Genomic DNA, 15,461 nt, shown 5'->3' on the forward strand with positions numbered 1-15,461 from the left:
TGCAATGGGAGGGATACAGATGAAAGGTATTGTATTGGCAGGCGGTTCGGGGACACGCCTTTATCCGCTTACTACCGTGACGTCCAAGCAGCTTTTGCCTGTGTATGACAAGCCGATGATTTATTATCCGCTGTCAGTATTGATGAATGCAGGTATCCGGGATATCCTGATTATTTCCACACCGGCGGATACGCCGCGTTTTGAGGCGCTTTTGAAGGATGGCAGCCAGTTCGGGCTGCATCTCAGCTATGCGGTGCAGCCTTCTCCTGACGGACTGGCGCAGGCATTTATTATCGGCGCGGATTTTATAGGCAATGATACGGTGGCCATGGTGCTGGGGGACAATATTTTTGCCGGCCATGGCATCAATGGCAGATTGAAAAATGCTGTCGATCGTGCCGCAAATGGTGATGGCGCCACGGTCTTCGGCTACTATGTGGATGACCCGGAGCGTTTCGGTATTGTGGAGTTTGACAAGCATGGCAGGGCTGTCAGCATTGAGGAAAAGCCGGAAAAGCCAAAGAGCAATTACTGCGTGACAGGGCTTTATTTCTACGACAATCAGGTGGTGGAGCTGGCAAGGACGCTTACGCCTTCTGCCCGCGGTGAATTGGAGATTACTGACTTGAACAGGCTGTATCTGGAAGCAGGCCGCCTGAATGTGGAGCTTCTGGGGCAGGGGTATACCTGGCTGGATACGGGAACCCATGAGAGCCTGGTGGAGGCAACCAACTTTGTCAAGACGGTGGAAACCCACCAGCACCGCAAGATTGCCTGCCTGGAGGAGATTGCTTATCTCAACGGCTGGATTAGCAAGGATGATGTGCTTGCCACCTACGAGGTGCTGAAGAAAAACCAGTATGGCCAGTATCTGAAGGATGTCATTGACGGCAAATTCATTGATGTGCTGCATTGAGATATATACTGCGTTGAGCTAAGAAATAAGTTAGAGGAGCTATGAAATAATGACTATCATTGTAACCGGCGGTGCCGGTTTTATCGGCAGCAATTTTGTGTTTCACATGCTGAAGGCACACCCGGAGTATAGGATTATCTGCCTGGACAAGCTGACCTATGCAGGCAATTTGTCCACCCTGGAGCCGGTGCTGGAGCAGGATAAATTCCGCTTTGTCAGGGCTGATATCTGTGACAGGGAGGCTGTGGAGAAGCTTTTTGAGGAAGAAAAGCCTGATATGGTGGTAAACTTTGCGGCTGAGTCCCATGTGGACAGGTCCATTGAAAATCCGGGGATTTTCCTGGAAACCAATATCATGGGGACGGCAGTGCTGATGGATGCCTGCCGCAAGTACGGCATTCAGCGTTATCATCAGGTTTCTACTGATGAGGTATATGGTGATTTGCCCTTGGACAGGCCGGATTTGTTCTTTACGGAGGAAACACCGCTGCATACCAGCAGCCCGTATTCTTCTTCCAAGGCAGGGGCTGATCTTTTGGTAATGGCCTATCATCGTACCTACGGCTTGCCGGTGACTATAAGCCGCTGCAGCAACAACTATGGCCCTTATCACTTCCCGGAGAAGCTAATTCCCCTGATGATAGCCAATGCCCTGGCAGACAAGCCTTTGCCGGTATATGGCGAGGGGCTGAACGTCCGTGACTGGCTCTATGTGGAGGACCATTGCAAGGCCATTGACTTGATTATCCACAAGGGCAGGGTTGGCGAAGTCTACAATGTAGGCGGCCACAATGAGAAGCAGAACATTGAGATTGTCAAAATCATCTGCCGGGAACTGGGCAAGCCGGAGTCCCTGATTACCCATGTGGGAGACCGCAAGGGGCATGATATGCGCTATGCCATTGACCCCACTAAAATCCACAATGAGCTGGGCTGGTTGCCGGAAACCAAATTTGAGGATGGCATCAAGAAGACCATCCGTTGGTACCTGGACAACAAAAAATGGTGGCAGGATATTGTAAACGGCGAATACCAGCAGTATTACGACAAGATGTATGGCAATCGTTAAGCATAGATGTGAAATGGAGATATGGCAGTGGGCAAGATAAAAGTTACCAAGGCTCCCATTGAGGGGCTTTATGTAATAGAGCCGACAGTGTTCGGTGACAATCGTGGCTATTTCGTGGAGACCTATAATCAGCAGGATATGCATGAGGCAGGCCTGGATATGGTTTTTGTGCAGGACAATCAGAGCATGAGCACCAAGGGGGTGCTGCGGGGGCTGCATTTCCAGAAGAAGCATCCCCAGGGCAAGCTGGTCAGGGCAATCCGTGGCGAGGTGTTTGATGTGGCTGTGGATTTGCGCCAGGGCTCTGCCACCTATGGCCAGTGGTATGGCGTTACCCTGAGTGCGGAAAACAAGAAGCAGTTTTATATTTCCGAGGGGTTTGCCCACGGCTTCCTGGTGTTGAGCGATGAGGCGGAGTTCTGCTACAAGGTGACGGACTTCTATCAGCCCGGGGATGAAGGCGGCCTGGCTTGGAACGACCCGGAAATCGGCATAGAGTGGCCGAAGCTGAAAGGCGAGTATCAGGGCAGTGCTGATTCTGCCGGATACACGGTGGATGGCGTGCCACTGAATTTGTCAGATAAGGACAAGAAGTGGCTGGGACTGAAGGATACCTTTAAGTTTGATTGACAGGAGCAAAGCATAATGAAAGTTTTTGTTACGGGAGTCAATGGCCAGCTGGGGCATGATGTAATGAATGAGCTGGCAGCGAGAGGCCATGAGGCCATAGGCTCTGATTTATCTGAGGCCTACAGCGGCATACAGGACGGCAGTGCCGTATGCAGTGCGCCTTATTGTCAGCTGAATATTCTGGACAGGACAGGTGTGAGGGAGGCTATCTTCGATTTGCAGCCTGATGCGGTGATTCACTGTGCGGCCTGGACCAATGTGGATGCGGCTGAGGAGCCGGAAAACAAGGAAAAGGTATTGGATGTAAACGGCAACGGCACCAGCAATATTGTGGATGCCTGCAATTATATTCACTGCAAGATGATGTATATATCCACGGATTATGTCTTTGCCGGGCAGGGAACCGAGCCATGGGATGCGGATTGCCATGAGTATGACCCATTGAATGTTTACGGCTTTGGCAAGCTGATGGGGGAGCTGGTGGTGAAGGAGTGCCTGGAGAAGTTCTTCGTGGTGCGCATTTCCTGGGTATTTGGCAGAAACGGCAACAATTTTATCAAGACCATGCTGAATGTGGGCAAAAAATATCCTGAGCTTAGGGTGGTTAATGACCAGATTGGCAGGCCTACCTATACGCTGGATTTGGCGCGGCTGCTGACAGATATGATAGAGACGGAAAAATATGGCTTCTACAATGCCACCAATGAGGGGGATTATATCAGCTGGTATGATTTTGCCTGTGAGATTTTCCGTCAGGCCGGTTATGATACAAAGGTAATTCCTGTTACCACTGAGGAATATGGCGTCAGCAAGGCTGCCCGGCCATTTAATAGCAGGCTGGCTACCGGTAAGCTGACGGCAAATGGCTTTCAGCCGCTGCCTGAGTGGCAGGATGCCTTGAAGCGTTACCTGAAGGATTTGGAATCCTAGAAAAAATATATGAAAACTTTGACAGGCTTTTTCTGTTGGTATAAAATATTGATACCGCATCCGCTTAGAGGTGCGAATAAATGATGAAATGAATGAATAAATAACTAACTAGAATGAAAGAAATGTATGAGCAATAATCTTTGCAGTGCTTGTTTTTGGTCGTTTGTACATTGCATGGAAAGGAATGAAGGTTTTTATGGCAGGGAAGTTATTTGGTATTGGTGTGGGGCCTGGTGACCCGGAGCTTTTGACAGTAAAGGCCATCAATGCAATCAAGCAGCTGGATGTGATTATTGCACCTAAGACAGAGAAAAAGGATGGCAGTGTGGCGCTGAACATTGCCAGCCAGTATATCAAGCCGGAAACGGAAATCGTATATCAGGTTTTTCCTATGACGGTAGGCTTTGCGGAGGATGATACCGCCTGGCAGAGCAACAAGCAGGAAATCCTGGAGCTGTTGCAGGCTGGGAAAAATGTGGGCTTCCTGACATTGGGAGATCCCATGTTTTATAGTACCTACATTTATGTGTTCCGGCTTTTGCAGCATGAGGCTGTGGAGATAGAGACGATTCCGGGGATTCCGGCTTTTTGTGCCATCGGCAGTGCTACCAACACCCCGATTGTGGAGGGAGACAGCATTCTGAGCATTATTCCTGCCAACATGCCGGAAGACAGGGTGCGGTCTGCCTTGAAGACCTGCGATAATGCCGTGCTGATGAAGGTGTACAAGAACTCCGATGCCGTGATTGATATGCTCGCGGAGGAAGGGTTGGCAAAGCAGGCAGTGCTGGCAAGCCGCTGCGGCCTTGACGATGAGGTGATTATCCGGGATATTTCCGGGGAGAAGGGCAGGAAGCTGAATTATCTGTCCACTATTCTCACAAGAAGGTAAAGATATTTTTCCTTTGCTACGATATTATTAACGTAGCAAGGATTTTAGTTGGTTCAATGGTGCTGGCTAATAAGCTCGAAAAGTTTTCAATGGATTGAAGGAAGCAAGTTGAAAGGAGCTTTTTTATGACTAGCAAGGTTAATGGAGCCGGTCTTGGCATAGGCATCTGGACAGGCGCAAAGGCGCGGAATACGGAGCATGAGGAGACCTGTTCCAATTTTTCTGTGCTTTTGGACAAGATGAAAAAGGGGCAGAGTCCCAGCCTGAATTCTGATGACGGGGGAGACCCGGAGAAGACCGTGACGGTGACGAGAATTTTGTCTGATGGTTCTACGCTGATTACTGTCATGCGGGAGGACAAAATAGTGTCACAGACCAAGACTCATGCCGTGCGGCAGGAGGACAGCCCGAAGCTTTTGAATACTATCTCCCAGGTGGGGGCAGGGTTGACCATTGCTACGCCGCAGGAGGGTGAGGAGGCCAAGGGCGGCGGTGCCGTTGATGCTGGGCATTTTTATGGCACAGGGGCTATGAATTTTTAAATTTCAGTTTGTCGTAGTGCTTGATCGTTACTTCGTGCATATACTGATGACGTAGTTTGATATTTCGTGGATTCTGTTCAGGCATTATAAAGGGACAGGTAGCGGCAGTACCCATAGAAAACTCGCTCTCGCTCTTAGCACAGCCTCGCGCTTCTAAGCTCCTGCATCGCTTACGCTCGCACTTGCTAAGAAGCGAGGCTGCACTCAAGGTTTTCTTTGGGTACATGCCGCACCTGTCCTTCTTTTTGTCTGAACAGATATGCACATAATAATCCAACTGCATTCAATTAGTATGTAACTGTAGCAACTAATCTGACTTTACGAAAAAGCTGAAAAGGGGGAGCTGGGAACTGACGAAGCCTGTTACTGCCAACCGTTGTATAAACTGAATTTTGCGTAAAAATTGACACTACCCAGGAACTGCAGTGGAAGTTTTTAGGAAACTGCTATATAATTGCGTTAGAAAATATATGGGGAGGCAGATAGAATGTACAACAAATTTATCCTGGATATGCACACGCATACACTGGCAAGCGGCCATGCCTACGGCACCATCAGGGAGATGGCGCAGGCAGCTGCGGAAAAGGGCTTGGAGCTGCTGGGCATCAGCGAGCATGCACCAGGCATTCCCGGCACTGTGGACCCGTTTTATTACTGTAACTTATCGGTGGTTCCTCGCAGCCTCTATGGGGTGGAAGTGCTTTTTGGCAGCGAGGTGAATGTGCTGGCAGGTGGGCATCTGTCCCTGGACGATGAATGGCTGGACAAGCTGGATTATGCCATTGCCGGGATTCATGCTACCTGCTATGAGGATGCTGGCAGGGAAGCCAATACCGATAATCTCATCGCCTGCATGCGCCATCCGAAAATCAAGTTTGTTTCACATCCTGATGATGACCATACACCGCTGGATTATGAGCGTCTGGTTCCGGCTGCCAAGGAAAATGGCGTGGCTCTTGAGGTAAATAACAGCTCTTTTTTGAAGCGTGAGGGGTTCCGGCTGAATTATCGTGAGAACTATCGCAGGATGCTGGCACTGTGCAAGCAGCATCACGCCCCGATTATCGTGAATTCTGATGCTCATGACCCTAGTGCTGTTGGTGGCTTTGATGAGGCAAGGAAATTTTTGCAGGAGCAGGATTTTCCAGAGGAATTGATTTTGAACGTAGCTGCTGACAGGCTGAAAAGATTTATAAGCTGGCAGGCGTAAAGCTGGTTCAAGTCAGTTTTAGCAAAATCTTAGTACCTGCATAATATCATAATATTGTTATTTTGCTATACTGTATGCTTTCTATCTCTTTTCATAAATGCATTTAAGCATGCTGTAAAGCTTCTGTCCAGATTTTATGACTGCTCGTTGATATTTGACTGAATGTGTAGCAATATCTGGTAAAATAGTGGTAAAAAACACCGTTATCATTAAAGTTTTGTATGGCTTAATGATAACGGTGTTTTTGGGTTGATTTATGTTTTATGCTGCAGGGAGGACATAGTTATTAAGGCACGCAAAAAAGGCATTGCCTCACGGCAATGCCTTTTACTATGCAATTCTGGTCGGGATGACAGGATTCGAACCTGCGACCTCATCGTCCCGAACGATGCGCGCTACCAAACTGTGCTACATCCCGACAAGAAAGTATTATACGCTTACTTGGGAAAAATTGCAAGTAAAATTTGTATTTTTTATGTGTAAAGCGAATTTGTTGCATAAATTTCGCAAAAAGTGTATAGTAGAAATAATATAGCCTGTGGAAATGCAGTGCAGTGATACGGAGCGGCAATTCGAGGCAGCTGTGAGTGTGAGGACGGCATGATACAGGCATGATGTGAGTACGCAATAAGCAAGATGTTGGTACGATATTAGTACGGAATGAGTACGAGATAAGAGGCGAAGCGATATGACACAGTTTTCCACCCGCAATATCAGCATGATGATGGATTTGTATGAAATGACCATGGCTAACGGCTATTTTGCCCATCATGAAACTCAGCCCAGGGTTATTTTCGACATTTTTTACCGCAAGAACCCTGATGAGGGCGGCTTTGCAATTTTTGCCGGCCTGGAGCAGATGATTGAGTACGTGGAGAATATGCATTTTACGGAGGAGGATATTGCTTACTTTGAGTCATTGAATCTGTTTTCCGGGGAGTTTTTGGCTTATCTGAAGGATTTTCATTTTTCCGGGGATATTTATGCCTTCCCGGAGGGGACTGTCATGTATCCGAACGAGCCTTGCGTGACGGTGGTGGCGCCCCTGATTGATGCCCAGCTGGTGGAGACTGCCCTCTTGGCGCTGGTCAACCACCAGTCCTTGATTGCTACCAAGACCAGCCGTATCGTCCGGGCGGCAGATGGCAGAGCCGTGTCGGATTTTGGCGCCCGCAGGGCACACAACATGGATGCTGCCGTATACGGTGCCCGGGCGGCGTATATTGCAGGGGCTGTAGGCACGGCAACGGTGCTGGCGGGACAGAAGTTCAACATCCCTGTCAGCGGTACCATGGCACACAGCTGGGTGATGTTCTATCAGGATGAGTATACTGCTTTTAAAAAGTATGCGGAGGTTTATCCTGATGCTACTGTTTTGCTGGTAGACACCTATGATGTGATTCATTCCGGCATTCCGGCTGCCATCAGGGTGGCAAAGGAAGTGCTGGAGCCTATGGGCAAGCGGCTGAAGGGCATCCGCATTGATTCCGGCGACCTGGCATATCTTTCCAAGAAGGTGCGGAAAATGCTGGATGAGGCAGGGCTGGAGGATTGCAAAATCGTGGTTTCCAACAGCCTGGATGAGTATACCATTACCTCTATTCTCAGGCAGGGGGGACAGATTGATGCCTTTGGCGTAGGCGAGCGGCTGATTACTGCCAAGAGCGACCCTGTCTTCGGGGCGGTGTACAAGATTGCCGCGGTGGAGTATGAGGGCAGGTATGTGCCCCGCATCAAGGTTTCCGAGGCGGTGGAGAAGATTACCAACCCGGGTTTCAAGCGGGTATACCGCATCTACGGGGAGGAGGGCTATGCCGTAGCCGACCTGATTGCCGGTTTTGATGAAGTAGTCGATATGTCCAAGCCATACCGCTATGTGGACCCGGAGAAGCCTTGGAAGAACCGCTTCTTTGAGAACTGCACGGTAAAGGAGCTGCAGCAGCTGGTGGTGAAGGACGGCAAGAGGGTGCAGCCGAAGCGCGACCTGGAGGAAATCCGTGCCTATGTGAAGCAGCAGCTGGACAAGGAAATCTGGCAGGAGGAGCAGCGGTTTGAGAACCCTCATAAGCATTATCTGGACATGAGCCCTGATTATTATGAGATGAAAATGTCCCTTTTGCACGATTTGCGGGGCTGAGTGCTTTAGTTTTTTGTTTTGTATTGCGATGCCGAAGGTATGGGGCGTGGCATCTGTCCGGGCGGGGCAGGTGCTGCGTCCTTTTATTGTTCCATAAATAAAATATATGGCTAATTGAATAATGTATACATTTCATTTACTATTGAAAAACATTAAATTTGTAGTATAATAATTTTGCTGTGTGTTGTATACAGAAATGATATAGAATGTTTTTTGTATACATGAAAAAATGTTATTTCATTTGTTATTCATTGGAGGTATATTATCTTGGCAAGTTATGTTGAAGAAATCATCGCAAAGGTTCAGGCTGAAAATCCAGGCGAGACCGAATTCCACAATACTGTAAAAGAGGTTTTGACTTCTATTGCTCCTGTGTTGGAGAAGAATCCTAAGTATCAGCAGGCAGCTATTCTTGAGCGTATCGTAGAGCCTGAGCGTGTTGTAATGTTCCGCGTTCCTTGGACTGATGATGCAGGCAAGGTGCATGTCAACAAGGGCTATCGCGTACAGTTCAATAGTGCCATTGGACCATACAAGGGCGGCTTGCGCCTCCATCCATCCGTAAATCTGAGCATCATCAAGTTCCTGGGCTTTGAGCAGGTGTTCAAGAATTCCCTGACTACCCTGCCAATCGGCGGCGGCAAGGGCGGTTCCAATTTTGACCCGAAGGGCAAGTCTGATGCAGAAATCATGCGTTTCTGCCAGAGCTTCATGACCGAGCTGTGCCGTCACATCGGCCTGAACACTGATGTTCCTGCCGGTGATATCGGCGTAGGCGGCCGTGAGATTGGCTATCTCTATGGCCAGTACAAGCGCATCCGCAACGCTTATGATGCAGGCGTGCTGACCGGCAAGGGCCTGAACTACGGCGGCAGCCTGGCCCGTACCGAGGCTACCGGCTATGGCCTCCTGTATTTCACCAAGCTGATGCTGGCTGATGCAGGTCTTGACTACAAGGATAAGACTGTTGTTATCTCCGGCTCTGGCAACGTTGCTACTTATGCTATTGAAAAGGCTCAGGAATTCGGTGCCAAGGTTGTGGCATGCTCCGATTCCAACGGCTATGTATATGACAAGGACGGCATTGACCTGGCTCTCGTAAAGGAGATCAAGGAAGTTCGCCGCGGCCGCATCAAGGAGTATGTTGATGCGAAGCCATCCGCTGAGTACCATGAGGGCTGCAAGGGCATCTGGACTATTCCATGCGATATTGCCCTGCCATGCGCTACCCAGCAGGAGCTGGATCTGGAGTCCGCCAAGGCTCTGGTTGCTAACGGTGTCAAGGCTGTAGGCGAGGGTGCCAACATGCCTTCTACCCTGGATGCTATTGAGTATCTGCAGAACAACAATGTTCTGTTCGCTCCTGCCAAGGCTGCCAACGCTGGCGGCGTAGCTGTTTCCGCTTTGGAGATGGCTCAGAACTCCATGCGCTACAGCTGGACCTTCGAGGAAGTTGACAACAAGCTGAAGAACATCATGGCTGACATCTATGAGAACTCCAAGCGTTGCGCCAAGGAGTACGGCCATGAGGGTGACCTTTTGGTAGGCTGCAACATCGCAGGCTTCCTGAAGGTTGCTGATGCTATGCTGGCTCAGGGCGTTTGCTAAGAAGCCTGCACAGCAGCGTTGCAATACGGATAGACATTTTTATAAATATCAGAGTGAGACCGCTGTCCCTGAGGGGATGGCGGTTTTATTTTTGGGGTAATGTTCCATAAATTTGCATTAAATAGCGGAAACGGCTATAATTAGAGCATTAAGTGATTTTGCTTTTTGATGAAAAGGATGTGGATTTTTTGGATACCCCTTATCCGTCTATTTGGCTGTGCGTGATTTTTTTGCTGATTTTTATTAATGTGTTTTTTGCTCTGGCAGAGACCTCCTTGAATGAGAGCCACAAGAGCAGGCTGGAAAGGCTGCTGGACGATGGCAATGAGGATGCTGCCAAGGCATTGAAGCTTTTGGAGCACCCGGAGCGTGCCAATGCTGTCATCCAGCTGGGGATTACCTTCGTAAGTATCCTGATCGGTGTCAGCACCAGCGTGATTCTGGCGCCCATGGTGAAGCCATATATTTATCTGGTACCTTATGCCGATGAGCTGTCACTGGGGCTGAGCATTCTGATTGTGACTTATCTGACGTTGATGCTCAGCGAATTCCTGCCGACGCGGATTGCTATGCAGAAGCCGGAGGAAACACTGATTCACTGTGAAAAGACACTGAGCAAGCTGATTTTCGTGACGAAGCCGGTGGTTTCCCTGCTGGCTAATTCCGTGCGCCTGCTGCTGGCCATGCTGGGGCTGAATCTGAAGATTGACGATACAGTCACTGAGGATGAGGTAAAGGATTTAATTGAGCAGGCTACCGAGGACGGCACCTTTGAAAAGAAGGAGCAGAGCCTGGTGGACAGGGTGTTCCACATGAGCGACCAGACGGCTTACTCACTGATGACGCCCCGCACCCAGATGATGTGGATTGATTTGGAGGATACACTGGAGCAGAACCTGGCCATTATCCGCGCCACATCGGAGGCGATTATCCCGGTGGGCAAGGAAAGCCTGGATGATTTCTGCGGCGTTATCTATATCAAGGATATTTTTAATGCGGCACTTGACAACAAGCCCCTGGATTTAAGCCAGTTCATCAGGAAGCCTATGTTTATTCCCCGTTCCATGGAGAGCTTCCGGGTGCTGGAGCAGTTTCAGGAGACCGGCATCCACGAGGCGGCGGTGCTGGACGAGTACGGCGGTGTCATCGGCTTCATTACCCTGCAGGATATTCTGCTGGAGCTGATTGGTGATACCAATAATATCAACGAGCCGGAGCCGGTGCAGATTACGGCACGGGATGATAACAGCTGGAATATTGAAGGGCTTTGCTCTATTGATGATTTCAAGGAAAAGTTTGATATTGACGAGCTGCCGGACGAGGACCAGGACCACTATCAGACCATGGGCGGTTTTGTAACGGCGTTGTTTGGCTATATTCCGAAAAAAGGAGAGTCGGTGCGCTGGGAGAATTTTGTGTTTGAGATTGCCCGGCTGGACCGCTATCGGATAGACAAGATTATTTGTACAGTGGAGGATAAGAAGCAGGATAATGATGGTGAAGAAAAAGACTGAGGATAGGGAGAAGGAGCTGAGATGGCAGCAGTGGGCTGCCAAGGCATTGTTCTTCGTGGGGGGCTTTGGCTGTGCCAGCTGGGCTCCCATGGTGCCTATGCTGAAGGAACGGCTGGCACTGACGGAGGATGTACTGGGCATGCTGCTTTTGTGCGTGGGCATTGGCTCCTTGATGACGATGCCCTTCTCCGGCGGAGCTGCCGGGAAATGGGGCTGCCGCAAGGTTCTGGTGACGGCAGGTGTCTTTTATGGCATGGTGCTGGTGCTGCTCAGCATGGTGCAGTCCTTATACATGCTGGTACCGCTGATTTTGCTGCTGGGTGCCCTGATGGGCTCCATTGATGTGGTGGTTAATGTGCTTGCCGTAATGGTGGAGAAGAAGTCCGGCGTGCGGCTTATGTCCGGCATGCATGCTTTTTGGAGCATAGGGGGCTTTGCAGGGGCAGGTATTTTCAGTGTCTGGCTGAATGCAGGGCTCAATTATTTTCAGGCGGCTGTGATTGCCTGGGGGATTATCCTGGTGCTGCTGGCTGTATTCAGGCCACATCTGATGTCTGAGGGCGGCGAAAAGCGGGAAGGCTCCCTGCTGGCAGTGCCTAGGGGAATTGTGGTATTCATCGGCATGGTGGCATTTGTGTCCTTCCTGGTGGAGGGAGCCGTCATGGATTGGAGCGGCGTGTTCCTGACCAGTGTGAAGCAGTTTGATATGAGCATGGCAGGTGTGGGCTTTACGGTCTTTTCGGCGGCTATGCTGATTATGCGGCTGGCAGGGGACTGGACCGTCAACAGGCTGGGGGCGCCGGTGGTGACTATCGGCGGCGGGCTTTTGGCTTGTGCAGGGTTCGTGCTGCTGATTTGGGCGCCTGCTGCCTGGCTTTTGTATGCCGGGTTCTTTATTATCGGTATCGGCAGTGCCAATATAGTGCCGGTGTTTTATTCGCTGATGGGCAGGCAGAAGGTCATGCCGCTTAATCAGGCAGTGTCTGCCGCCAGCACTATGGGGTATCTGGGGATTCTCATGGGGCCTGCCCTCATCGGGTTTGTGGCTGATAGTACAAATCTGTATGTGTCCTTTGGGCTGCTGGGAGCGCTGGCGTTCAGCCAGGCTGTTATTGCCAAATATGTAATGAGAAGTTTCAGTTTGTCGTAGTGCTGGATCGTTACTTCGTGCATATACTGACTGATGTAATTTGATACTTCGTGGACTCTGTTCAGACATTGGAAAGGGACAGGTAGCGGCAGTACCCATAGAAAACTCGCTCTCGCTCTTAGCACAGCCTCGCGCTTCTAAGCTCCTGCGTCGCTTACGCTCGCACTCGCTAAGAAGCGAGGCTGCACTCAAGGTTTTCTTTGGGTACATGCCGCACCTGTCCCTCTTTGTGTCTGAACAGATACAACAGAATAATACAACTTCCACAAATTAGTATGAAGCTTTAGTAACTAATCCTACTTTACGAGCAAGCCTGAAAGGGGGGGAGCTGGGAGGCTGACGAAACATGCTATTGCCAACCGCCGTATAACATATAGTGCCCCGACCTCCCTTTTTCAGGCTTGTTCGTAATGCATCATCATGCTGCTACGGCAAAATATAAAGGCTTGCTGAGAAGTGAGTGGGGAGCTGTCGCAGGCTTGTAACTGTTGGCAGATAATGCGATGGGCGGTTGACTTTATAAGCAGAGTTGTGAAAATTTTGTGTCAGACCTCTTAAAGAGTATCAGGGCATGTACCATTCGCATGGCACTGAGACGCGCCTCGGTGCTTAGCAATTCGCGAGCCGTAAGGCGAAGCGAGAGCTTAGCATCCGCTAGGCGTGGATAGTAGCGCGAGCGTGCCTGCGATGGTACTGCCTTGAGGCTCTATAAAAAGGTCTGACCGTAAGTAGGTTTATACACAACAATGTAAAAAATGACCGCCCATTGGGATATATGCTGATATTTTTCAGACAGCTCCCCTGCACTAATCAATACACCTTACATATCTCGCCGAAGTAACGATCAAGCACTACGACAAACTGAAATTTTCATTATTTTGCTTGATGTAAAGTGTGCAGTGTGGTATAATTTTTTACAGAACTTGTTTTCTTATCCTTGTCTATCGTCGTGATTTTTGTCTACCAAAATACGGAAAAATACGATTTTTGACAATGCAGGATAAAAACGGAAACTATATTCAGATATTTAACCATATCACCAATAAACACGCGGTTTCATGGGAATACAATAAAAGATTAGAGAGGATTATATTGAATGGAAAATACGGAAAAAACACAAATAAAACCCTTCTCCTGGTATCCGGGCCACATGAAGAAAGCCAAGGATATTATTGTGAATAATCTGAAGCTGGTGGATGTGGTCATAGAGCTTTTGGATGCGCGGATTCCTTATAGCAGTGCCAATCCCATGCTGCAGGAGATTATTGCAGGCAAGCCGCGGCTGGTGGCATTGAATAAGTCGGATTTGGCTGATACGAAGGTTACAAAGGAATGGGTGGCGTATTTCCGTCAGCAGGGGATTCCGGCGGTGGCGGTGGATGCACCCCAGGGGCGCGGCATCAAGCAGCTGGTGTCTATGACGGAAGCCCTGGCAAAGCCTATGACCGACAAGCTGGTCAGCAAGGGGGCAAAGCCGCGGGCTGCCAGGGTGATGATTCTGGGCATTCCCAACGTGGGAAAGTCTTCCCTGATAAACAGGCTGGCAGGCTCCAACAAGGCAAAGACGGCAGACAAGCCGGGCGTTACCCGTGCCAAGCAGTGGATACGCCTGGGGGGCAATCTGGAGCTTCTTGATACGCCGGGGATTCTGTGGCCGAAGTTCGAGGATATGACTGCCGGGCTGAAGCTGGCGTTTACCGGGGCGATTAATGACGAGGCCATTGACAGGGAGCTCATCACCGGCGTATTTTTGCAGACCATGGCGGAGATGTACCCTGACAGGCTGAGGGAACGCTACAAGCTGGCAGGGGATTTGCCATCGGAGCCCCATGAGCTGCTGGAGCTGATTGGCAGGAAGCGGGGCTGCCTGGTGAAGGGGGGCATCGTAGATACGGAGAAGGCACAGCGCATTGTGCTGACGGACTTCAGGAGCGGCAAGCTGGGCACAGTCAGCCTTGATATGCCGCCACAGGATGATGGCATGGCAGAGGATGAGCAGTGATATATGCCGGTGCGTGTGATAAAGTGGCGATAAATCTTGGCACTTTATTTGTGGTGATTGTGTATGGATATAAGCAATTTGACGATAAAAGAATTGGAGAGGCTTTTTAAGCAGGAACAGGAAAATCAGATAACGGATGAGCTGCTGGCGGCATGCCGCAATGATAGCCGCATTGCTGCCCAAAAGCTGGTGCAGAAATATGAACGGCAGCAGGCGAAATTGGCAGAGGAAAAAAAGCGTCTGCTGGCCATGTATCAGTTCGAGGAGGAAGGCAGGCAGAAGGGATTTGAGGTGATTGCCGGTGTGGATGAGGCAGGCAGGGGGCCTTTGGCAGGGCCGGTGTCGGTGGCTGCCGTCATTCTGCCGCCCCAGCTTTTGCTGCCTCATTTGAATGATTCCAAGAAGCTGAGCCCCAAGGTAAGGGATGAGCTTTACGAGGACATAATGGCCAAGGCAGTGGCCGTCCGTCAGGTATTTGTGGAGCCTGAGGTTATTGACAGGTTAAATATCCTGCAGGCAACCATGCAGGGCATGTACGATGCTATTTTTGCCCTGCCCTGTGAGCCGCAGCTGGTGCTGATAGATGCGGTGCATCTGAAGGAGCTGAATATTCCGCAGCTGTCCTTGATTAAGGGCGATGCCAGGTCTGCCTCCATAGCGGCGGCATCTATTATTGCCAAGGTTGCCCGTGACCGCCTGATGGATGAATATGACAAGCAGTATCCTCAGTACGGCTTCGCCAGTCACAAGGGATATGGCACGGCAGAGCATGTGGCTGCTATCAGGAAATACGGCCCCTGCCCGATTCATCGCCTGACCTTTGAGCCTGTCCGCTCCATAGCAGCAGGAAAGTAATGTGAG

Annotated in this window: 13 protein-coding genes and 1 tRNA gene; 13 read left to right on the forward strand and 1 reads right to left on the reverse strand. The window is 50.0% G+C overall.

The genetic code is table 11. The features are described from left to right. Window positions 1-19 precede the first annotated feature (19 nt). From rfbA to FYJ84_RS05175, 7 genes are all read left to right on the forward strand, one after another. Window positions 20-916 carry a glucose-1-phosphate thymidylyltransferase RfbA gene (gene rfbA, locus FYJ84_RS05145; protein WP_154406529.1) on the forward strand — a complete coding sequence of 299 codons (897 nt, stop codon included), beginning with the start codon at window positions 20-22 and terminating at the stop codon, window positions 914-916. Between the two features lie 49 nt (window positions 917-965). Further along, on the forward strand, window positions 966-1,985 hold the full coding sequence (gene rfbB / locus FYJ84_RS05150) for a dTDP-glucose 4,6-dehydratase (protein ID WP_154406530.1): 1,020 nt from the start codon (window positions 966-968) through the stop codon (window positions 1,983-1,985). A 27-nt stretch (window positions 1,986-2,012) separates the two neighbouring features. Next, complete coding sequence (gene rfbC, locus FYJ84_RS05155; RefSeq protein ID WP_328596337.1) at window positions 2,013-2,615, forward strand: dTDP-4-dehydrorhamnose 3,5-epimerase; 603 nt, start codon at window positions 2,013-2,015, stop codon at window positions 2,613-2,615. 15 nt (window positions 2,616-2,630) lie between these two features. Beyond that, window positions 2,631-3,545, forward strand: a complete 915-nt coding sequence (gene rfbD, locus FYJ84_RS05160) for a dTDP-4-dehydrorhamnose reductase (RefSeq protein ID WP_154406532.1) — start codon at window positions 2,631-2,633, stop codon at window positions 3,543-3,545. Window positions 3,546-3,741: 196 nt separating this feature from the next. Further along, entirely contained in the window at window positions 3,742-4,437 is a 696-nt protein-coding gene (gene cobI, locus FYJ84_RS05165; RefSeq protein WP_154406533.1) for a precorrin-2 C(20)-methyltransferase, read from the forward strand. A 125-nt stretch (window positions 4,438-4,562) separates the two neighbouring features. Next, window positions 4,563-4,979, forward strand: coding sequence for a hypothetical protein (locus FYJ84_RS05170; RefSeq protein ID WP_154406534.1), 417 nt, complete (start codon window positions 4,563-4,565; stop codon window positions 4,977-4,979). Between the two features lie 487 nt (window positions 4,980-5,466). Continuing rightward, on the forward strand, window positions 5,467-6,189 hold the full coding sequence (locus FYJ84_RS05175; protein ID WP_154406535.1) for a phosphatase: 723 nt from the start codon (window positions 5,467-5,469) through the stop codon (window positions 6,187-6,189). A gap of 341 nt (window positions 6,190-6,530) precedes the next feature. Here FYJ84_RS05175 and FYJ84_RS05180 read toward each other — a convergent pair. After that, a tRNA-Pro gene (locus FYJ84_RS05180) sits at window positions 6,531-6,607 on the reverse strand. A gap of 270 nt (window positions 6,608-6,877) precedes the next feature. Between FYJ84_RS05180 and FYJ84_RS05185 the strand changes: the two genes are divergently transcribed. From FYJ84_RS05185 to FYJ84_RS05210, 6 genes are all read left to right on the forward strand, one after another. Then, on the forward strand, window positions 6,878-8,326 hold the full coding sequence (locus FYJ84_RS05185; RefSeq protein WP_154406536.1) for a nicotinate phosphoribosyltransferase: 1,449 nt from the start codon (window positions 6,878-6,880) through the stop codon (window positions 8,324-8,326). A 267-nt stretch (window positions 8,327-8,593) separates the two neighbouring features. Beyond that, complete coding sequence (gene gdhA, locus FYJ84_RS05190) at window positions 8,594-9,934, forward strand: NADP-specific glutamate dehydrogenase (RefSeq protein ID WP_154406537.1); 1,341 nt, start codon at window positions 8,594-8,596, stop codon at window positions 9,932-9,934. Between the two features lie 152 nt (window positions 9,935-10,086). Next, window positions 10,087-11,448 carry a hemolysin family protein gene (locus FYJ84_RS05195; RefSeq protein WP_328596338.1) on the forward strand — a complete coding sequence of 454 codons (1,362 nt, stop codon included), beginning with the start codon at window positions 10,087-10,089 and terminating at the stop codon, window positions 11,446-11,448. Further along, the gene (locus FYJ84_RS05200) at window positions 11,426-12,598 is read left to right on the forward strand and encodes an MFS transporter (RefSeq protein WP_407060739.1); all 1,173 of its coding nucleotides are present in this window, start codon (window positions 11,426-11,428) and stop codon (window positions 12,596-12,598) included. Before FYJ84_RS05195 ends, FYJ84_RS05200 begins: the two co-directional genes overlap by 23 nt. A gap of 1,096 nt (window positions 12,599-13,694) precedes the next feature. Then, a complete protein-coding gene (gene ylqF / locus FYJ84_RS05205; RefSeq protein ID WP_154406538.1) occupies window positions 13,695-14,600 on the forward strand; it encodes a ribosome biogenesis GTPase YlqF in 906 nt (301 codons plus the stop codon). Between the two features lie 63 nt (window positions 14,601-14,663). Next, entirely contained in the window at window positions 14,664-15,455 is a 792-nt protein-coding gene (locus FYJ84_RS05210) for a ribonuclease HII (RefSeq protein ID WP_154406539.1), read from the forward strand. Window positions 15,456-15,461 lie beyond the last annotated feature (6 nt).

The sequence above is a fragment of the Anaerovibrio slackiae genome (assembly GCF_009695585.1).
GTDB lineage: Bacteria > Bacillota > Negativicutes > Selenomonadales > Selenomonadaceae > Anaerovibrio > Anaerovibrio slackiae.

Coding starts and splice junctions, on each gene's coding strand:
- rfbD (WP_154406532.1), top strand. CDS start 2,631: ATGAAAGTTTTTGTTACGGGAGTCAATGGCCAGCTGGGGCATGATGTA.
- FYJ84_RS05175 (WP_154406535.1), top strand. CDS start 5,467: ATGTACAACAAATTTATCCTGGATATGCACACGCATACACTGGCAAGC.
- FYJ84_RS05200 (WP_407060739.1), top strand. CDS start 11,426: ATGATGGTGAAGAAAAAGACTGAGGATAGGGAGAAGGAGCTGAGATGG.
- rfbB (WP_154406530.1), top strand. CDS start 966: ATGACTATCATTGTAACCGGCGGTGCCGGTTTTATCGGCAGCAATTTT.
- FYJ84_RS05210 (WP_154406539.1), top strand. CDS start 14,664: ATGGATATAAGCAATTTGACGATAAAAGAATTGGAGAGGCTTTTTAAG.
- FYJ84_RS05170 (WP_154406534.1), top strand. CDS start 4,563: ATGACTAGCAAGGTTAATGGAGCCGGTCTTGGCATAGGCATCTGGACA.
- cobI (WP_154406533.1), top strand. CDS start 3,742: ATGGCAGGGAAGTTATTTGGTATTGGTGTGGGGCCTGGTGACCCGGAG.
- rfbA (WP_154406529.1), top strand. CDS start 20: ATGAAAGGTATTGTATTGGCAGGCGGTTCGGGGACACGCCTTTATCCG.
- ylqF (WP_154406538.1), top strand. CDS start 13,695: ATGGAAAATACGGAAAAAACACAAATAAAACCCTTCTCCTGGTATCCG.
- FYJ84_RS05185 (WP_154406536.1), top strand. CDS start 6,878: ATGACACAGTTTTCCACCCGCAATATCAGCATGATGATGGATTTGTAT.